Annotated in this window: 21 protein-coding genes; 10 read left to right on the plus strand and 11 right to left on the minus strand. The window is 48.9% G+C overall.

Features of this window, described 5'->3' with window-relative positions:
* Positions 1-38 precede the first annotated feature (38 nt).
* Positions 39-665, minus strand: coding sequence for a glutathione S-transferase (locus HC248_RS05925; RefSeq protein ID WP_168921698.1), 627 nt, complete (start codon positions 663-665; stop codon positions 39-41).
* Positions 666-1,296: 631 nt separating this feature from the next.
* Here HC248_RS05925 and HC248_RS17930 point away from each other — a divergent pair.
* Complete coding sequence (locus tag HC248_RS17930) at positions 1,297-1,395, plus strand: SWIM zinc finger family protein (protein ID WP_420372014.1); 99 nt, start codon at positions 1,297-1,299, stop codon at positions 1,393-1,395.
* 427 nt (positions 1,396-1,822) lie between these two features.
* Here HC248_RS17930 and HC248_RS05930 read toward each other — a convergent pair whose 3' ends face one another.
* The 5 genes from HC248_RS05930 to HC248_RS05945 form a co-directional block, all read right to left on the minus strand.
* Positions 1,823-2,185, minus strand: coding sequence for a nitrile hydratase accessory protein (locus HC248_RS05930; protein WP_168921699.1), 363 nt, complete (start codon positions 2,183-2,185; stop codon positions 1,823-1,825).
* The gene (locus HC248_RS17805; RefSeq protein WP_272953641.1) at positions 2,182-2,514 is read right to left on the minus strand and encodes an SH3-like domain-containing protein; all 333 of its coding nucleotides are present in this window, start codon (positions 2,512-2,514) and stop codon (positions 2,182-2,184) included. Before HC248_RS17805 ends, HC248_RS05930 begins: the two co-directional genes overlap by 4 nt.
* Positions 2,515-2,534: 20 nt before the next feature.
* Positions 2,535-2,867, minus strand: coding sequence for an SH3-like domain-containing protein (locus HC248_RS17810; RefSeq protein WP_272953642.1), 333 nt, complete (start codon positions 2,865-2,867; stop codon positions 2,535-2,537).
* Entirely contained in the window at positions 2,864-3,511 is a 648-nt protein-coding gene (gene nthA, locus HC248_RS05940) for a nitrile hydratase subunit alpha (RefSeq protein WP_168921700.1), read from the minus strand. The genes HC248_RS17810 and nthA overlap by 4 nt, the downstream gene beginning before the upstream one ends.
* A gap of 254 nt (positions 3,512-3,765) precedes the next feature.
* Entirely contained in the window at positions 3,766-4,746 is a 981-nt protein-coding gene (locus tag HC248_RS05945; protein ID WP_168920864.1) for an IS30 family transposase, read from the minus strand.
* 252 nt (positions 4,747-4,998) lie between these two features.
* Between HC248_RS05945 and HC248_RS05950 the strand changes: the two genes are divergently transcribed.
* The 4 genes from HC248_RS05950 to HC248_RS05965 all read left to right on the plus strand — a co-directional run bounded on the left by HC248_RS05950 (position 4,999) and on the right by HC248_RS05965 (position 8,590).
* Entirely contained in the window at positions 4,999-5,697 is a 699-nt protein-coding gene (locus tag HC248_RS05950) for a glutathione S-transferase family protein (RefSeq protein ID WP_168921701.1), read from the plus strand.
* Positions 5,694-6,407, plus strand: coding sequence for an SDR family NAD(P)-dependent oxidoreductase (locus HC248_RS05955; protein WP_168921702.1), 714 nt, complete (start codon positions 5,694-5,696; stop codon positions 6,405-6,407). The genes HC248_RS05950 and HC248_RS05955 overlap by 4 nt, the downstream gene beginning before the upstream one ends.
* 20 nt (positions 6,408-6,427) lie before the next feature.
* Positions 6,428-7,318: a glutathione-dependent disulfide-bond oxidoreductase gene (yghU, locus tag HC248_RS05960; protein ID WP_168921703.1), complete on the plus strand. Its 891-nt coding sequence runs from the start codon at positions 6,428-6,430 to the stop codon at positions 7,316-7,318.
* An 834-nt stretch (positions 7,319-8,152) separates the two neighbouring features.
* Positions 8,153-8,590, plus strand: coding sequence for a universal stress protein (locus HC248_RS05965; RefSeq protein ID WP_168921704.1), 438 nt, complete (start codon positions 8,153-8,155; stop codon positions 8,588-8,590).
* Positions 8,591-8,939: 349 nt separating this feature from the next.
* Here the strand turns inward: HC248_RS05965 and HC248_RS05970 are convergent, their stop codons facing one another.
* From HC248_RS05970 to HC248_RS05990, 5 genes are all read right to left on the minus strand, one after another.
* On the minus strand, positions 8,940-9,134 hold the full coding sequence (locus HC248_RS05970) for a hypothetical protein (protein WP_168921705.1): 195 nt from the start codon (positions 9,132-9,134) through the stop codon (positions 8,940-8,942).
* Between the two features lie 172 nt (positions 9,135-9,306).
* Positions 9,307-10,263, minus strand: coding sequence for an IS30 family transposase (locus tag HC248_RS05975; RefSeq protein WP_168921001.1), 957 nt, complete (start codon positions 10,261-10,263; stop codon positions 9,307-9,309).
* A 636-nt stretch (positions 10,264-10,899) separates the two neighbouring features.
* Entirely contained in the window at positions 10,900-12,372 is a 1,473-nt protein-coding gene (gene ggpS / locus HC248_RS05980; protein WP_168921706.1) for a glucosylglycerol-phosphate synthase, read from the minus strand.
* A gap of 45 nt (positions 12,373-12,417) precedes the next feature.
* Positions 12,418-13,149 (minus strand): HAD-IIB family hydrolase, encoded by a 732-nt coding sequence (locus tag HC248_RS05985; RefSeq protein ID WP_168921707.1) that lies wholly within the window; start codon positions 13,147-13,149, stop codon positions 12,418-12,420.
* A gap of 109 nt (positions 13,150-13,258) precedes the next feature.
* Positions 13,259-14,365, minus strand: coding sequence for a mechanosensitive ion channel family protein (locus HC248_RS05990; protein WP_168921708.1), 1,107 nt, complete (start codon positions 14,363-14,365; stop codon positions 13,259-13,261).
* A gap of 266 nt (positions 14,366-14,631) precedes the next feature.
* Between HC248_RS05990 and HC248_RS05995 the strand changes: the two genes are divergently transcribed.
* The 5 genes from HC248_RS05995 to HC248_RS06015 all read left to right on the plus strand — a co-directional run bounded on the left by HC248_RS05995 (position 14,632) and on the right by HC248_RS06015 (position 19,940).
* Positions 14,632-15,510, plus strand: a complete 879-nt coding sequence (locus HC248_RS05995; RefSeq protein WP_168921709.1) for a carbohydrate kinase family protein — start codon at positions 14,632-14,634, stop codon at positions 15,508-15,510.
* Positions 15,511-15,531: 21 nt separating this feature from the next.
* A complete protein-coding gene (locus HC248_RS06000; protein WP_168921710.1) occupies positions 15,532-16,863 on the plus strand; it encodes a family 4 glycosyl hydrolase in 1,332 nt (443 codons plus the stop codon).
* Positions 16,864-16,877: 14 nt separating this feature from the next.
* Entirely contained in the window at positions 16,878-17,735 is an 858-nt protein-coding gene (locus HC248_RS06005; RefSeq protein WP_238342737.1) for a PIG-L deacetylase family protein, read from the plus strand.
* Between the two features lie 4 nt (positions 17,736-17,739).
* Positions 17,740-18,750 (plus strand): SIS domain-containing protein, encoded by a 1,011-nt coding sequence (locus tag HC248_RS06010; protein ID WP_168921711.1) that lies wholly within the window; start codon positions 17,740-17,742, stop codon positions 18,748-18,750.
* Between the two features lie 137 nt (positions 18,751-18,887).
* Positions 18,888-19,940, plus strand: a complete 1,053-nt coding sequence (locus HC248_RS06015) for an ABC transporter substrate-binding protein (protein WP_238342738.1) — start codon at positions 18,888-18,890, stop codon at positions 19,938-19,940.
* Positions 19,941-19,945: the final 5 nt, after the last annotated feature.

Raw genomic sequence — 19,945 nt, forward strand, 5'->3', positions numbered from 1 at the left:
TGTGAATTCTCTGGTGGTCTTTTTTAAGACTGAGTTAATTAACTTCCCGTACCGCCCATGCTTGCGCGCTTGGCTATGCGAGCACGCCAGGCTACTAATTCGGTGCAGTCAGCTGGAATGGAAATTTTGGCAGCGTCTGCGAACGACAGGCCGAAAAACAACGTGATGTCTGCCACTGAAAAATTTTCACCGGCTGCATACGGCTGATGGGCCAAAAAATCATTGAAATACCGCATGCCAGCAAGTGCGCGTTCGTGCTGCTTTAAGCCCCATTCTTTATTTTGATAAAGCTCTAGCGCACCTAAGCCCGGAGTGGCGTGGTGAAAATACGTGCTCACTGCATCTAAAACACCTTGCTCTGCACGACGTTGCATCATGTGGATTACAGCGCGTTCTTTGGCAGTCGTTCCGGTTAACGAAATCCCTGGGAAAGTGTGATCAATGTACTCGGTGATGGCTGAACATTCGCTGATGTAAGTTCCATCGTCAAGTTCTAGACAAGGTACGGACGCACTTGGATTCTTGCTGACAAACTCTGGCAGGCGGTGTTCACCTTTCAACACGTCCACATTCACGAATTGCACTTTGTCCGTGGCATTTTTTTCGGCCAGTGCTGCGCGAACTCGGGCTGGATTAGGAAAACCTTTGTAGTCGTAAATTTTCATATTAAATTTATAGATAGTTAAGTAATTAAAAAATTTAATTTTAAAAGATTTGATGTTGACTTATTTAAGCATTTGAAAATGACCTTTTCACAATGACGGTTCCAGTTGCGTCAATGTTAAGTTTTATTCAATTTATGTTTCTCTAAAAAATATAGGACACGATTTTTTAGTAATTTTATGAGCACTAAAAAATTTCCTTTATTTTTTTATTCTGAATTTTTAATTCATACGCGGGTTAAATTGTCCTAGGTGTCTTTACGAATTTTTTGATTGTTGCTCAGAGCCCTGAGCGCTCTATAACCTCAACTAAATAAACCATCGTCGTATTCTTTTGAAAATATTTTTAGTGCTCAGTGGCCTAAATTTTTCATTGCATGAAAAATTATTAACGGATTGTTATAAAGTTTCTTGTCTTGTGTAACTTCTTAGAGGCTAGATTCTCATCATGTCTTTACGTTAAAAACTTAATGGTCTTCTTTGTGTGAGCATTTAGTTATACCTCGTATAAAGTTCTTGGAATTTTTAGTTCTATACAAAATAGTTTTTAAATTTATGGCACTCATTGTATTTACGACGTGCAATGCCGTTTGACTGAGTCTTAGCCAATCTTCGTAGAAATGAAGATCTCTTTATAGTCAGTTTTTGCACTTGTTTATATTTCGATTTGCAATTCGTGTGTTGCCATGTAGCGGCTGCGCTGGATTGCGCTGCTATCGCGCAAAAAACTTAGTCGATCAATGCTTATAAATGACGTGTTTAGTCAAGATTTTGCTTAGTCGTTAGTGCGTATTTTTACCAGAGTTGTGCGGGTGGTTTTTTTAACAGCATGATTGCTTGACGTATCACCCTCTCGCAGAGAAGGCGGTAAGTCAGTTTTTATATAAATACTTTTTGAGCGTTGGCCGGGCACGTAGGTTGCGTGCTTTTGATGCGGCCCTATTTTGGTTGGCGCTTTGTCGAGAACTGTATTTCTTTAGGTTTTGTGGCTACCGCTTAAGGCGCTGAACCTGATCGAAACCACACACTAGGTGTGACCAGGCAAATTCGTTCTTACGCTGCGCATTCGCTGACGATTTGATTGCTGATAATTCATCAACGGCAATAGCTTTTGCGAACTACTAATTTAGTAGTCTTAATCTGATGATTTATGACCAGGACTACTTGATGTCTGTTGTCTGTAATTCAATCGGTCGACCATGTGGCGTCCTATTTGCCGCGTGATCCCAAGCCAGTTGATACTGCTTTAACTCGGCCTGACTGCTGATTTTCTTTGTTGTCACCAAGCTCTCCAATGCTGCCAGCCAATGTTGATAGTAGGTGTCACCCAGATCCGGATCGCCATTTGCCTGAGCAAGTTGAATTTGTAGCGTCAAAGCCTGTGCCCACTCGCTCCATGTGAACAAGCCACGTTCATGCAAAGAGAGCGTCATTGCGAACGCTTGCGCTTCCCATGGTTCACGAAACACCGGACCGTCGTCATCTTTTGGCTGTCCTGATAAAAGGTGGTTAGTTAAATTCATTTCACCTGCTCGAGGTAGGGTTCCCACGCATCGAGGTAGACAGTTAAGCCATGTTCTGCTTCTTGGCCCCACAGCGCAGCGCCTTCAAATGCAACGCTGTAAAGCCACTGGGGTTGTTCTCCTAAGCCTTGCGCGTTGCTATCCGGATAAACATGCACGGCCCGAACAGCTGCAATACACCCCAATTTGTCTCGCGCATAGGCTGGAAGTCGCGTGTGATGATTCGCTTGCGTCTGCAGGGTTCGTACGTGATCACCCACCGAAAATTTGGCTGCAGTTGTGATGGCTCTATCTGCGGGCGCACCTTTTGCCAGTACGCCGCTAACCATAGATGCGGTTAAAACTTTTTTTACAGGCAGGGCAGGGCAGGGCAGGGCAGGGCAGGGCAGAGCATTTGGCCTGCTTGAATTTCTTCGTCGGTGACAAGTCCTTGGGCTGTTAAAAGCTTGCACAAGCCGTTAATCCATATTTGGTAATAGCTCAATGAAAGATAGTCTGGCTGCGTTTCTCTTGCGCGTCGGCTCATGTCTATATTCCAAGACCCGGTGGCCCCCATAGCCAAGGACAAAGCAAATGCAGTGGCTTCCCAGTTGCTATGAAAAATTGCTTCGTTCGGTTCGGGTACTACTGGGCCCATGCCTGTAAGACCGCCCAGATCAGCAAAGCTTAGGTAACTCATCATTTGGCTACCGGTGCTAAAGCTAGCCCGGTACCAATCATGGAGTCACGTGTTACCCATGCCGCCAATTCGTCTTCTGCTAAAAACTCAGTTCCTGCAGGGCGTTGCGGTATGACTAGGTAACGCACTTCTGCAGTGGAATCCCAAACGCGAATTGTGCAAGATTCAGGAAGAGTTACGCCGAAGTCTGACAAGACGCTGCGCGGTTCTTTGACCGCCCGTGAACGATAGGGCGCGCTTTTATACCAAACCGGTGGTAATCCCAAAACGGTTACGGGGTAGCAACTACACAGAGTACAAACCACTATGTTGTGAACACTTGGCGTGTTTTCTACTGCGACCATGTGCTCACCCTGACGACCGCTGTAACCAAGTGATGCTACAGCAGCTGTAGCGTCTTCAAACAGCCATTTTCGGTAAGCAATGTCCACCCACGCCCTTGCCACCACACGCGCGCCGTTGCGCGGTCCAATCTTATTTTGGTAGGTGTCTATCAGTACGTCTAAGGCAGCTGGGTCGATATAACCTTTTTGGGATAAGACGGTTTGTAGGGCACGTACCCGAATTTCGGTTTCACTGAGCTCGCTGTGGGCGTCGCCGTTATTACTATGACTGTGGTCGTGGTCGTGGTCGTGGTCGTGAATCATCTGATTGATGCTATCTGAATTCGCAATTTTTGTTTTTAATTTTGATTCGACTGATACATTTTGTTATCAATGTGACATTTGAGAGGCCTTTGTAAGCTGGCGACTTTGGTGCTTCAGTGTGGCTCCGTTTAATCATTTCTAAATGACTGACTTCTGCGATTACAGTTCCTCTGATAGGTCGGGAAAACGCTTCGCTTTTGTTCAAAAATCGTCATTTATAAATCGTGATGATGGCTATTGTTTATATGGCGGATTCAAGCTTGAAGTGCAACCGTATGCTGATAGGACTCTAACTGTTCCATAAAAACCTGATGCGGCGTTCGATACCCTAAACATTTTCTAGGACGATGATTGAGCCTGTGCATCGCTAAAGCAATGTCATCGTCGGTGATGCAATTAAAGCGCATCCCCTTTGGGAAAAACTGGCGAATCAAACCGTTCATATTCTCGTTCGCCCCACGCTCCCACGAGGCGTATGGATGGGCGAAAAAGAAATCTGCACTCAGCGCAGAAGCTATTCGTTCATGCTGGGCAAATTCCTTGCCGTTATCAGTCGTGAGAGTGTGCACGCAATGAGCGAACGGTTTGAGTAAAGTGATTAACGCGTCCCCTACGGCTTGCGCTGTTTTGAATGGCACGTGGAAAATTATTGAATAGCGAGAGACACGCTCATTAATCGTCACTAGTGCTTGCTTCTGCCCGGCACCAATCACCAGATCAGCCTCCCAGTCGCCAAAGCGCGCACGCTCAAGCACGATGTCGGGTCGCAGTTCTATTGAGACCTGGTGAGAGATGGTGCCGCGCCGTTCACGGCCACTGCTGCGTTTTTTTCGCGTCTTCTGGCAACGCAGTGTTTTATGCAAGGTGCCGCCCGCGCGTTTGTCAGCGTAGATGTACTGGTAAATGCTCTCATAGCTAACACCGGGTTGGTGGCTAGCTTCGAGGTGGCCGCTGATTTGCTCGGGGCTCCAAGCCTCAGCCAACTTTTCCTCCACTACAGCCCATGTCGAGTCAGCAACTCTAGGACTATTGGCGCAGGCAAGTCTACGTTCTTGGGCTTTGTCATTTGCCTGCTTAGGGCGATAGCCTCGTAGACCGCGGTTACGACGCAACTCACGGCTGATGCTCGATTTATCACGGTCCATCATTTTTGCAATTTCACTTTGATTGAAGTTTGCTTTGACGAGGATTGCAATCTGGTAACGTTCGTCACGGGTGAGGTGTGTGTAAATCATTCTGGGCAACTTTGACTTGGTAGTCGGGAAGCTTGGATGCTCTCACATCTCACCCACCCGTACGGTTAATTTCAAAGTTGCACTTCAGACTTGAATCCGCGTATAGATTTTCCAGCAATAGGTTCTGGCAAATAAAGTTTCACCCAGTTGGAATGTTGGTATGAGCGTTTGAAGTCAAGGTTTATTTGTGATCGAACTTACACTAGCGCTTCGTTGAAAATAGTTAACCACACATCTTTAATAAGGAATCTCATGATCAAGTTTTACTACCACCCGTCTCCAAATCCCGCCAAAATCGCTCTGTTTCTGGAAGAAGCCGGTGTGCCGTACGAACTTGTTCCAGTCGATACGCGTAAGGGTGATCAATACCTGCCAGAGTTTCTCGCTATCAACCCAAATGCCAAAACGCCGGCATTGGTCGACGGTGATGCTGTCGTGTTTGACAGTAGTGCAATCTTGATTTATTTGGCAGAAAAGACCGGTGCTTATCTGCCAGAGAACACACCTGCGCAGCGCGCTCAAATGCTATCTTGGTTGATGTTGGTTGCTACTGGCATTGGCCCTTATTGCGGTCAAGCGGTGCACTTTAAACACTTCGCGCCTGAACCAAAGGCTTACGCCGTAAACCGTTACGACTTCGAGGCTCAACGCCATTGGGCGCTGATTGAGGCACAACTTGCCAAGCACCGCTACATGCTGGGTGACACTTACACCATTGTTGACATGGCCGTTTGGGGCTGGGCCCGCGCTATACCGTTTATTTTGGGCGCCGATGCTTGGGCAACGCTGCCTAACGTCAAGCGTTTGCTCGACGAGATTAACGCTCGCCCTGCAGCTCAACGCGCCGAAGCGCTGAAAACTCAACACGCTTACAAAGCCGAGATGGACGAAGAATCCCGCAAAGTGATGTTTCCGCAAAACGCCAGGCTCGCTACGCCTGACGCTGCGTGAGCTTAAGTAAAAGCGTTACCCCCTACCAGCGCGCCTTGATTGTTGGCGCTGGTCCCGGGCTTGGCGCTAGCCTTGCACGCGCTTTTAGCGTTGACTGCGGCATGCGCGTTGCAATCGCCGCACGCAGGCGTGAACCGCTCGAAGCGATAGCTGCTGCGACAGGCGCAGTGCCGCTGGTCGCTGACGTCAGCAGTGTCGCTGCCGTTGAAGCGCTGTTTGACGCTGCTGAGTTGGCTTTGGGTGGACCACCTGATGTGGTTGTCTATAACGCCAGCCAACGCGTTCGCGGGGCTTTTGCTGAAGTCGATGCAGAAGCTGTCGCGCGTGCGGTGGACGTGACTGCCATTGCGGCTTTTCGCGTCGCCCAGCAAGCCGTACGCCGCATGTTGCCTGAGCGACACGGCGCGGTGTTTTTTACCGGCGCTTCAGCTGGTGTCAAGGGGTATGCGCAATCGGCTGCGTTTGCGATGGGTAAGTTTGCCTTACGTGGCTTAGCCCAAAGCATGGCACGAGAGCTGTCGCCACAAGGCATACACGTTGCCCATTTTGTGATCGACGGTTCAATCCGGCCTGTTGGTGCGCCAAATGACGGCAAAGATACGCAACTTGACGCCGACGCTATTGCCACCAGTTATGTGCACCTCCTTTCACAACCACGAAACGCTTGGTCGTGGGAGATAGAGGTACGCCCCTGGGTCGAACATTTTTAATGAAAATTTAAGGGATCTTTATGAGTGATGCAACTGAATACACCCCACCTAAAGTCTGGCTCTGGGACAAAGAAAGCGGCGGCAAGTTTGCCAGTATCAACCGGCCTATCGCCGGTGCTACGCACGACAAGGAATTACCAGTAGGAAAACACCCGTTGCAGCTCTACTCAATGGCCACGCCCAACGGCGTTAAAGTGACCGTCATGCTTGAAGAGCTGCTGGCACTAGGCCACAGCGGCGCTGAGTATGACGCTTGGCTAATTAGCATCAGCGATGGAGACCAGTTTGGCAGTGGTTTTGTTGCCGCCAATCCAAACTCCAAGATCCCTGCTTTGATGGACTACAGCGGTGAAACTCCGGTGCGGATATTCGAGTCCGGCGCTATTTTGCAGTATTTGGCCGAGAAGTTTGGTGCTTTTTTGCCTGCCAGTGGTGCAGCCCGCGCTGAATGTTTGTCATGGTTGTTTTGGCAAATGGGCAGTGCGCCGTTTCTGGGTGGTGGTTTTGGCCATTTCTACGCTTACGCGCCCGCTAAGTTTGAATACCCTATCAACCGCTTCGCGATGGAGGTCAAACGCCAGCTCGATGTATTAGATCGCCAACTTGCAGAGCATCGTTTTTTAGCCGGTGATGAATACACCATCGCCGACATGGCGGTCTGGCCTTGGTACGGATCGTTGGCCAAGGGCTTGATCTACGACGATGCCGGTGAATTTTTGAGCGTGCAGGAATACAAGCACGTGCTGCGCTGGACCGACGAGATTGCTGCACGCCCAGCCGTTCAACGCGGTCGAAAGGTCAACCGCGCCTTTGGTGAATTATCAAGTCAGCTGCACGAACGCCACGACGCCAGCGACTTTGATACAAAAACGCAAGACAAGCTAAACCCTGGGGCAGCGGATAAGTCGTAATCAATTTTAAAGTCAACTTTCAATAGTCAAGGGTTGGGCTTTTGCCTTTTCCTTGACTTTGATTTTGACTTTGACTTTGACTTTGAATGCGAAGGGAAAGGAAATCGATTAATTGACGGTCATTCATTCTGGTGGTGTTAGTGACCAACATACGCCGAAGATGGCGTACTTGAATGATCAGGTCGGCCCTACCAACTAGGGTTTTCTCTAGCTACTTTTTATTGCCGGCGCAAAGTAAGCGACGACTCAGCGGTTTGCTCCAATCCGTTCGACCACCGGCATCACTATTACCGTTTCACTCCAGCGGTATTCATGACTTGGGCCGTCTAGTAAATGTCTGCAAGCCTAATAACTCATCGTATGAGTTGAACAAATACGAATTGACGAACGATATACCCACTTTTGACAGAACATGGGATTGTTTAGTTAACGGTGAGTTGAAGACAAGTAATTTATCTCTCTAAATTTCACCGAAAAGATGTGGAATTGGTAGACAAGGCTAGAAATCTTATGGGTTTTGCTATGAAATTCGGTGCTTACGAAAGCCGGCAATCTTAAAAAATTATCCATTAAAACGCTCAATTTCGGCAGTGGAAGTGGTTAGTGGTGACCCTCTTAGCGAAATAAAGCAGGGATTGTTTGAGCTTCAATATTTAATCAAGACTGACATCTTAAACACGGGCATAAATACTAAGTTAATTTTAAAAAAATTATTTTTTAAAATTCAAGTTTTCCATATTTAAAGCTGCGATTAATCTATGAATAAAACACGTATTTATTGACAATTAAAAAGTAACCGACTATTATTTTTTAATGTTTATTAGGAGAAGTGCAATGTACAAACGTATTGTTCTTGCCTACGATGGTTCAACAGCCTGCCAACAAGCTCTCATTGAATGTAAAGAACTTGCGCAGTGGAGCCAAGCTGCCTTGTGGCTAGTTGCCGTAATGTCACCGGTTAGTAGAATTATCGGTATGGAAGGCGGCATGCTTACGCAAGAAGTTGAAGACTTTGACACTGAGAAATACCGTCACATACTGAAAGACGGTTTGCATCAATTAGCTTCTAACGGCTTTGAAGCTCAAGGTGAACTACTAGTGGGGGAAGTTGTATTTGAAGTATCTGATTTCGCGCAGAATATAAATGCCGATTTGATAGTTGTTGGTCATAAGCATTTAGACAGTTGGGCGGCTAGGTGGTGGCGTGGTAAAACTTCTGGTGCTTTAATTGAGCATTCACCTTGCAGCGTTCTTTGCGTCATTTCTCATTAAATAAATTTATTTAATTTGACGCGATAAAGCAGATAAAGTTTTAATGGTCATCACTTTATTTGGGTCGGATTCAAGCTTGAAGTGCAAGCATGTGTTGATTGGATCTTCAATTTTTTCTATAAACCTAGTGCGGCGTTCTACGCGCCAGGCATTTTCTAGGACGATGATTGAGTCGATACATTACTAAAGCATTGACCTCGTCCATGACTCAGTAAGAAGCGCACAGCTGGTAAGAACAGTCAAATCAAACCGTTCATATTTTCATTTCTTTCACGCTCCCACGAAGCGTATAGATGGAAAAAATTAAATCTACAGTCAAAGTAAAAGCTAATCGTTCATGTTGTAAAAATTATTTGCCGTTGTCAGTCTTGAACGTGTGCACGCAATGTGCAAATGGTTTGAACGAAGTGATTAACGCGTCCCCAACAGTCTGCGCCGTTTTAAACCGCATATAGGCAGTGATTGAGTAGCGTGAAACACGCTCGCTAATCGTCACCAGCGTTTGGCTTTTACCGTTGCCAATCATCAAATCAGATTCTCCCAATCTCCCAATCTCCAAAGCGAGCTCTCTGCACCACGATGGTTGGCTGCAGATCTATGGAGACTTGATTCGGGATAAAGCCACTTCATTCAAGTTCGCTATTGCGTTTAATGCGAGCTTTTTGGTAACGCAGTGTTTAAGTAAGGCGGATTCAAGCTTGAAGTGCAACAGCGTGTTAGTTGGACTTTAACTCTTCCATAAAAACCTGATGCGGTGTTCGATACCCCAAACATTTTCTAGGACGATGATTGAGCCTGTGCATCGCTAAAGCAATGTCATCGTCGGTGATGCAATTAAAGCGCATCCCCTTTGGGAAAAACTGGCGAATCAAACCGTTCATATTCTCGTTTGCCCCACGCTCCCACGAGGCGTATGGATGGGCGAAAAAGAAATCTGCACTCAGCGCAGAAGCTATTCGTTCATGCTGAGAAAATTCCTTGCCGTTATCTGTCGTGAGTGTGTGCACGCAATGAGCGAATGGTTTAAGTAAAGTGATTAACGCGTCCCCTACGGCTTGCGCTGTTTTGAATGGCACGTGGAAAATTATTGAATACCGAGAGACACGCTCGTTAATCGTCACTAGGGCTTGCTTCTGCCCGGCACCAATCACCAGATCAGCCTCCCAGTCGCCAAAGCGCGCACGCTCAAGCACGATGGCGGGTCGCAGTTCTATTGAGACCTGGCGAGAGATGGTGCCGCGCCGTTCACGGCCGCTGCTGCGTTTTTTTCGCGTCTTCTGGCAACGCAGTGTTTTATGCAAGCTGCCGCCCGCGCGTTTGTCAGCGTAGATGTACTGGTAAATGCTCTCATAGCTAACACCGGGTTGGCATCGAGCTTCGAGGTGGCCGCTGATTTGTTCGGGGCTCCAAGCCTCAGCCAACTTTTCCTCCACTACAGCCCATGTCGAGTCAGCAACTCTAGGACTGTTGGCGCAGGCAAGTCTACGTTCTTGGGCTTTGTCATTTGCCTGCTTAGGGCGATAGCCTCGTAGACCGCGGTTACGACGCAACTCACGGCTGATGCTCGATTTATCACGGTCCATCATTTTTGCAATTTCACTTTGATTGAAGTTTGCTTTGGCGAGGATTGCAATCTGGTAACGTTCGTCACGGGTGAGGTGTGTGTAAATCATTCTGGGCAACTTTGACTTGGTGGTCGGGAAGCTTGGATGCTCTCACATCTCACCCACCCGTCCGGTTAGTTTCAAAGTTGCACTTCAGACTTGAATCCGCGTAAAATACCGCACGCGCGCTTTTCAACATTGATGTTTTGATAGATGGTGTTATAGCTAACGTCGAGTCAATAGATGGCTTTTAGTTAGCGGCTGTTTTAATCAAAGTTCCAAATTTCGGCCAACATTTTCGACATGACAGTCCATTCTGACTCAGCAACTCTGGGGCTGTTAGCGCTGGCACTCACTCGTTCTTCTGTCATTTAGTTTGCCTGCATGAGACGTAACCACGTTGACCTCGGTTGCTACGTAGTTCAAGACCAATACTCGATTTATATTGAAGCATCACTTTTACAATTTAACTTCAAATGCGAATAATTTCTGCAAGGACTTCAATCGAGAAGCGCTCGTCAACGGTAAAGTTTGTTTTAATCATTCTGGATACTATTCACCTTTTGGCCGGGTAGCTTGAGCACTTAGATCTCACCCACGCGACCGAGTAACTTCCAAGTTCCACTTCAAAATTGAATCCGCGATTTAAAAAAACTAATTTAATATCGAAAAAAAACCGGTGTGAACCGGTTTTTTTTAATGCTTTTAAAGAGATTTAAACTTATCTAAAACATGCTGCGTCCAATACTTGATATCGTATTTGTTCACATGCTCAAGTAAATTTCGCATACGACTACGCTTTTCTTCCAGCGGCATATCTATCGCTTGATCTAGCGTGGCGTCTAAAGAGTTCAGACTGAACGGATTGACCAGTACCGCATCTTTTAGCTCCATCGCTGCACCTGAAAATTCAGACAGTATCAGCACACCATCTTCACCTTGCTTGGCAGCAATAAATTCCTTAGCGACCAAATTTAAGCCGTCGCGCAAAGGGGTGATCCAAGCAATGTCTGAGGCGCGATAAGCGCATACGACTTCTTCAAATGCTAGCGGCGTGGTGGAGAGATGAATCGGTGTCCAGTTCAGCGTGCCGAAATGACCGTTGATGCGGCCCACTAGCTGCTCTATCTTGGTTTGTTCTGCGCGATACACTTCCATGCCTTCTGCCGCAGCGACAGTCACCAGCAGCAGCTTCACGCGTCCAATCAATTCAGGGCGGCGCTTGAGTAAGCGCTCAAAGGCTTCTAATTGTTGACGTCCACCTTTGGCGTAATCAACTCGGCTAACTGAGGTGATCAAAATTTCGGCATTTAAGTCTGCACGAATTTTGGCTGTACGTGCCAAGCCTTCTGGCGACTCAACAGTTTCTTTGATTAGGTCTGGCGAAGTTCCAATCGGCCAAGTGTCTATGACAATTTTTCTGCCCTTGTAATGCAAAGCAGTTGTGACTTTTGGCTCTGATAAAGCCGAATTCATAGTCCGCATGGGTTCTGGTATATCGCTGTCTTCGCGGGTGATTTCACAGCGCAAACCTTGCGCGATATTGCAGAAGTTTTGGCTAAACCGCGGTATGTGAAAACCCACCATGTCGCAAGCTAAAAGGCTTTCAACGATTTCATCGCGCCACGGCAAGATATTGAAAATATCGGCTGCGGGAAACGATGTGTGATGAAAAAATGCAATCTTTAAATCCGGCCGCATGTCGCGTATGAATTTGGGTACAAGCCAGAGGTTGTAGTCGTGAATCCAGACCACTGCGCCTTGCGCTGCTTGCTCGCAAGCGGCTTGTGCAAAACGTTTATTGACCTCGCGAAACATCAGCCAATTTGTGTTTTCTGAGGAGTAAAGCCATGGAAAGGAATTGATCACAGGCCACAGCGATTCTTTCGATGTGACGTGATAAAACTGGTGGATATGCGGCGCGTCTAGCGGCAAACGAACCACGTCGTAGTTGCCAAAGCTGTCGTCAACTGTGATGCGGCGTTCAAATGCAACCGGCTTTCCGGCTGGCGACTTTTTCCACGCCACCCATACAGCCTTATCGACTTGGCTAAAAAATCCTTTGATCGCAGGGATGATGCCGTTAGGACTGCGGGGTTCGCGGAACTCGACTTTTCCGTTTTCAATAACTTCCTCATACGGTTGGCGGTGATACACCACCACTAATTCAAAACTCATGTAAGTCTCCTTTTATAAAGGTTGAAAAAAAGCAGATCGCTGTATTCACGCCGTAATACTGGGGCTGTGAAAGCGCTGCAAGGCCTCTAGCACGCCGGCGGCGCCGTCTTCTGTGCTGAGGTGAACATGCGGCAGGTTGACCAAGGCCTGGCTTAGCAGCGGTTCGCGGTTGGCCACCGCCACACCGGCCAAGCCGGTATGAAACAGTGACAAGTCATTCAGTGTGTCGCCAGCCACTAGCGTGCGATTTGGATTGAGGTTTAGCGCCGCTAAAGTGCGCAGCAAGGTAGGGCCTTTTTGCACCCCTTGCGGCAACACATCAAAGTATTTATGCGCTGAAAGCAGCACATCAAAACCCAGTGCTTGCAGTGGCGCGCGTGCGGCGTGTGCGAGTGCTTCGTCGGTGTAAAAGCAAGACATACGCCGACCTTCGACCACTGGTTGGGCGACGAGGTTAGGATGCTCGCGCAGCACGGCTTGAATTTTTGCTTTTGCATCGGCTGGCCAACCAGCGTCCAGCCAGCTTGTCAGCGCTGCCAGAGGTTTGTGATCCGGACCGCTGTAAACACTGGTGCCTACGTCGGCGATGATGTGGTCGGGCTTTAACGGCAAACCGGTTAGAACATCTTGCATAGTGGCCAAGCTGCGGCCGCTGACGTAGATTAAAACGATCTCGTTGCGGCGCTCGGAAATCCATTGGTATAGGGCGTCACATTGCTGCTGTGTGCCACCCAGAAATGTGCCATCTAAGTCGGTGGCGAGAATAGTTTTTTGCATTGAGTCTCCTTGCATTAATATTAATTGACAGCGTTATTTACGGTCGCTGAGGTATATCAACCGGACAAGCCGCGCTGTCGCTTTTTTTTAGTTTTCTGGGTGTAAAGACTTAAACCTCTGGCGCCAGCACATGCATGGCCAGTGGTTGCTTGCTGTCTTTATCTAGCACCAGTGAACGAATCGGCACAGCTAATTGCACGCCGTCATCGCTGAGTTTTCGCAGCAATGCCAAATTGATGATTTGCTGTGCATCCATGTAAAGGTTGTAGTCTGGCGTGGTCATCCAGTAAACCAGTTCAAAGTCCAGCCCCGATGGGCTAAAGCCTTTTAAGTGAGCCCTATCAAATCGCACGGAGTCGACACTTTCTGTGATCGTTTTGAGAATCACAGGCAAGGCTTCTAGTTGATCGGTTGTGGTCGCGTAGGTCACGCTGAAATTAAAGACTATGCGCCGCTCTTCCATGGATTTGTAATTTCGCAGCCTTGCTTTGGTTAAATCAGCGTTTGAAAATACCAGCATCTCACCACTTAAACTGCGGATTCGTGTTGCCTTCAAACCAATGTTATCGACCGTGCCGCAATACTCATCAATGATGATGAAGTCGCCGACTTGAAACGGTTTGTCCAACACGATGGAAAGACTGGCAAACAAATCGCCCAAAATATTCTGAACGGCCAAGCCGATCGCAATGCCGCCTATTCCAAAGCCAGCTACCAGTGTGTTGACGTCGAAGCCGAAATTGCTCAGTAAAACCATTAGCAGTATTGACCACAAAGCCGCACGCGCTATGAAGCTGAGCATGGAAAGTGCGCTGGTCGCTGAGGGGTCGATTTCAAGCCCTTGTTTACGTGCGCTTCGAATCCATGTGTCTAAAAATGATGCTATCCACAAGCCAATTTGAATGAATAGCGCCACGAGTGCTAGCCCATGACTCCAGCGCTCCACTATCGGTATGAGTTCTAGCTCATTACTCGCTGGTCCTAATGCCATTAATGCGATCAGTCGCCAACGCGTAGCAACTAATGCATTGACCGCAGCGTCGTCCCAATTCGAGGATGTTTTTAATGCAAAAACTTCCAGTTTTGCGACTACTTTTGGTACTACAACCCGCATTAAACCGACTGCTAGAACTACCCAAAGTAGGGCTTTTACCCAAACAAAAAAAGCATTTCCGGCGATTGGCTGGTTTAAAAATTCGAGCATCTGTTCAAACATCTGTAGGCTAGTTCTTTCTATTATTTTTATTTTGTATTTTTATTTTTGGAAATCAAAAGAGTTAAAAAATTTACCTTTTTATTCTATGCTACTTCGAATGGCATTGAATTAGACCTAGATTTAAATGCTTAGTAAAAACTGATTTCTCATTGGTAAAACTCATATTTTTAACCAATTTTTTTACTTTTAATTAGCTATTTTTATTCATTTGTAACATGTGTACATTCTGTTTCATAACTTTGATCGCTTGATGTTAGGATGAAATTATGACTACAAAACCAGCAGTACAACTGTGCGTCGCGGGTCTTGTGTATTTTGAGGTTTTTGTTCCCGCCATTGGCCTGCCTGCAGCTGGTGAGGAAATCTTCGTCAACGACATCCGACTCGGCTTGGGCGGTGCGCTCAATACGGCTTCGGTCGCTTCAGCACTTGGGCTTTCTGTGCGACTTGCACACCCCAACGGCAATGGCTTATCCGATATTGCCATTGCACAAAAAATCTCCCGCTTGGGTATCTCCACGCTTAATTGGGCTTCTCGTGCCGATCCGGCTATTTCACTTGTGTTTTCAGGTGTCGATGACAGGGCTTTTGTGAGTGCGGCGGACATCACTGCGCTTGCCGATTGCAACACGTTGCCGTCTGCTACTTGGATACATGTTCCCGGTTTGCTAGAGGCGCGCTATTTGGCCAAGCCTTTGGCAGTCGCCAAGGCGAAAGGCGCGCGCATTAGTGTTTCAGGCAGCTGGGCGCCGGATGAACTTGCAGCGTTATCTTCGCTGCATGGTCAGCCTTGGGATTTGTTAATTCTCAATGCTAAAGAGGCCCAACTAGCCGTCGGCGATGCACGTAAAGCGCCTGATTTACTGTTGGGCGCAGCATCTAACGTGGTTGTGACTGACGGCGCTAATGGTGCTTTCGCTTATTTAAATGGTCGCCATGTCAGCTGCTCTGGCGTGCCGGTTATGGCGCGAGATTTCACCGGCGCCGGTGACGCTTTTTGTGCTGGTTTACTAAATTATTTAATCCGCCACCCGCTGGGTGATAACGCCTTGGCTTACGCCTGCGCGGTTGCCAGTAGGCTGCTCACGCAGGCCGGCGGTGTGGTGGAAAACCCGGCTGTTTTAGCCGGGCTGGAAATGAAATAAAACTAGGAAAGGTATTTATAAATGGTTACTTCAATTAACGACAAGAAGCCGGCGACACCAAGACCTGCTGTTAAAGAATTTGTAATTTTGGGCGGCGCTAGCGCCTATGCACCGGGCTTGCTGCAAGCGCTGATTGCACAGGGCAATGAACTGGGTTTAAAGCGCGTGCGTTTATATGACACGCATGCAGAAAACCTCGAACTAGTCGGACGTTTAGGCCAAGCCATGGCTAAAAGCGCTGGTGCCAGTTTTAACGTTGAAACTTGCAGCACACTGGCTTTGGCTTTGGCCGGCGCAGATGTGGTTCTCAATAGCACTCGCCCTGGTGGTTTTGAAGCTCGCCGAATCGATGAGACGTTACCCTTAGCGCTTGAAATCCCGGGCCAAGAAACCGTTGGACCAGGCGGATTTTTCTTTGCGTTGCGTTCTGTTCCCGAAGCTCTACGTGTGGCCCAAACATTGGCCAGCGTCGCGCCCGATGCACTGCTTTTAAATTACACCAACCCGAGCAATATCGTGACCCAAGCGCTGACTGACCGCGGCAACGTGCGCTTGCTAGGTTTGTGCGACCAGTCGGATGAAGACTTGGAATCTCTGGCGCACGCTTTAGGGCGAGAGGGTGAAAAAATCTCCTTCACCTGTAACGGCCTGAACCATGCCACTTGGTATAGCGACTTGCAGATTGACGGCGAGGCTTTGCCTCTGCCACTGACGCGCCATTTGGCTACGCCTGAAGGAATGAACCGCGAGCATCAGTTGCGCTTTGAGCTGTCGCAGGAAATGGCATTGGAGACGCCGGGTTATTGGCCAAATTCTTATTTGCCTTACTACACCGCACCGGATAAATTTGTCCGCCTGGCCAGAGAGCAGGGGCCGCGCAGCGACACCATAGTTGCCAAGTTGCCTAGCTACTACGCACACTTTCGCGAGGAAGCTGCCAAGGAAACGCCTAATTTGCAGCACCACCGCGGCACAGCAGGCTTTGGTGATCTTGCGGTGATGGTGATTCAAGCGCTCAAGACGACGGCGGGTAAGTCGCTGGTGCTCAATGTTGCTAACCGGGGTACGACAGATTTATTTGCAGAAAATACCGTGATGGAAGCGTACGGCCAACTCAGCGCCAATGGCTGGCAACGTCAGGCAGCGCCGGCTATTCCCAAGGCTAGATTGGCACTGCTCAAACAACTTGAAAGCTATCAACATCTGGCCGCATTGGCTGGCCGTACTGGTCAAACAAATGACATTCTTGATGCGCTTGAGGCCAACCCATTGGTCGCAAGCAGAGCAAAAGCACAGACGCTGTGGAAGCTAGCGCAAACGCAATACGGTGCGTTATTGCCGCAATTGGCGTGAAGCCCGTCAGAGCCGTGAAGAACGCAATGACCGCCAAGGCCTTATCCCTAAAGGATGCCTATGCGTGGGATGACATTGAGCGGGTGGTGATTTTGTCCCCCCACCTTGATGACGCGGCACTGAGCTGTGGCGGCTTGCTTAATTTTCTCAATGGGCGTGAGGCCTCACCTTTGGTGATTAGTATTTATGGTGGCAATCCAACGCCTATCAAGGCCAAGGACGGCAGCTTGCGCGTGCCGCAGCGCAAAGGCCATGTAAACCCGCGCCTGCGGCGCCGCGAAGATGTGGCCGCCATGCGGGCTGCGAATGCTGACTTTGTGCATCTGGGCTTTGCCGACGGTATTTATCGCCGCAGTCCGCTGAGTAATGCGTTTATTTATCGCCATGCACGAGAGCGTTGGGAGTCCCCGCGTATTGATGATCTCGGTCATGTGGAGGAGTTATTCCTCGTGCTTAGCCGCTTGTGCCTTGGCTTGGGCCGCATTTTGCTGGTCAGCCCCATGAGCATAGGCCGGCATGTCGATCACCACATAGTGGCCCTTGTCGCGCTGCGGCTGGCTGAGCAAGGCGTGTCCTTGATCTTCTACGAAGACTTTCCTTATGTAGTGGACCAAGACGTAGGCAACGGCACAAAAGATGATCCCTCTGGTGCGCTCAAACGGCTTGGACTAGAGCCAGCCGCAAGCCTGTTTATGCCGGTAGACGTTATCGCCAAAGCCAGCTTGATCAGCAAATACCATTCACAAATACCCGCACTGTTCGACGACGCGCAGGGCTTGCTTACCGCCTTACAAGGGCGTCGGCACGAAGGAGAGCCCTGCGAGTTTTACTGGAAGGCCCGTAAGCCCACCACCAACACTGAAAAGGAATAAATCAATGAATCAAACCCATATGTTGCGCGAGATACTGGAGATTCCGGCCATGCTGCGCCGTGAAGCTGGCAACTGGCAAGCGCAAGCAAAAGAGATTCAAACACTGCGCAGCAATCGTCCGAATGTGACCTTGTTAGGCCGCGGTAGTTCTGGCAATGCCTGCACTTTCGGCAGCTACCTCTTTACTTTGCAAACCGGCCGGCAACCGGTTGAATTTCGGCCATGGCTCACCACGCAAGCATTGCCCGATGCCGATTGGAGCGATAACGTTGCCATGGCGTTTTCTGCCTCTGGTCACAGCACCGATGTCACCGAAGCCTTGCGCTGGTTAAAACAGCGCGGCGCTTTAACGGTAGCGGTGACTGGTGCTGACGGTGCTTCGCCGCTAGCCGATTTGGCCGATAAGGTGTTTCGACTACGCTGCGGACCCGAGCTAGCCGTGCCTGCCACCAAAAGCTTCGTGGCCCAATTGTTTGCCGTCGCAGCACTGGCAAATTACCCAGTTATCGAGGCCGCAGAGCAGACCGCTACCGCCATGGAAAGTTTGCTCAAAAGCGATACTGTGGATAAGTTGGCGACTTTTTTACACGGCGCGCAAACCACCGCTTGGGTGGCACGCGGCCCATCGTATGCAGGCGCTTTAGACGCTGCGCTGAAAACCCAAGAAAGCTTGGGTAAAACAACCGTGGCTTATTCCAGTGCAGAGTTTTTGCACGGCCCCATCGCCATGTTTCATCCCCAAGATCGGGTGGTGATTTTCTCTGATGCCGATGAAACCATGGCCAGCAAGCAAGCCGTCGTCACCACGCTGCTGGCGCGAAAAGTGCCTTTCATCACAATAGGCAGTGATGCCACGCATGAAGCTGGCCTACCGTTGGAGTTGCCTAAGCAGCGCTGGGCACGCACGGCGATATTAGCCATATTGTCAGAACTCGTATGCGAAGAGTTAGCCAAGCGCATGGGCTTGGATGCAGATGCTCCGGCTGACTTAAACAAAGTGACTCTGACGATGTAGTAGTCGCCACTGCGGTGCTTTGGCCGCACCGCAGTGCGTGATTTTGGAATTTAAAACTTTACGAGTGTTTGTCACAGCACTGACACCTTGGCTGCATAAGATCACTTTTTTTAGTTGTCTAGCCCAAAGGATTGTCCGTGCGTAAATTACTTGTGAATAGTTTGCTAGCCGCCGCCATCAGCGCGTGCGTGAGTCCTGTCATTGCTCAAGACATGACAACTTTGATCGCTGCGGCGAAAAAAGAGGGCACGGTTAACAGTCTCGGTATGCCTAACGACTGGGCAAACTGGAAAGACACTTGGGCGCAGATCACCCAGAAGTACGGCATTACCCACATGGATAACGACATGAGCTCGGCCCAAGAAGTGGCCAAGTTTGAAGCCGAGAAAACCAATGCGTCGGGCGATATCGGTGATGTTGGCCAAGCCTTCGGCCCCATCGCCAAGAAAAAGGGTTTGACACTGGCCTATAAGCCCACGACTTGGAAAGACATACCCGCTTGGGCCAAGGACGAAGAAGGTCATTGGGCCGTGGCTTACACCGGCACCATGGCTTTTATCAGCAACAATAAATTGGTGAAAAATCCACCCAAAAATTGGGACGATTTGCTCAAGGGCACGTACAAGGTTAGCGTAGGTGAAGTCGGCGTTGCGGCCCAAGCCAATAGCGCTTTATTAGCCGTTGCCATTGCCAAAGGTGGCAGCGAGAAAAACTTAGAACCAGCGTATAAATTTTTCGCCGAGTTGGCCAAGCAAGGCCGTCTGGCAAATATTGATCCAACCACTGCATTGTTAGAAAAAGGCGAAGTTGAAGTCGGTCTGATGTGGGACTTTAATGCGCTCGGTAAGCGAGCCATCATTGACCAAAAAATGTTCACTGTATCTATTCCACTCGACGGCAGCGTCAGCGCAGGTTACGCCACCATCATCAATAAATTCGCAAAGAACCCAAATGCCGCCAAGCTCACGCGTGAATATATTTTTAGCGATGCAGGTCAGATCAACTTAGCCCGTGGTTACGCCCGTCCTATACGCAGCAATGTGGTGTTGCCGCAAGACGCGAAAGACAAAATGCTGCCAGTCGCTGAATATAAAAACGCCAAACCGATTGAGGACTTTGCCGCTTGGGAGGCAACAACCAAGACCATAGCGCGTCAGTGGCAAGAACAAGTGATGGTCTACAAGAAGTAAACCCG

It is taken from the genome of Polaromonas vacuolata (genome assembly GCF_012584515.1).
Lineage (GTDB): Bacteria > Pseudomonadota > Gammaproteobacteria > Burkholderiales > Burkholderiaceae_C > Polaromonas > Polaromonas vacuolata.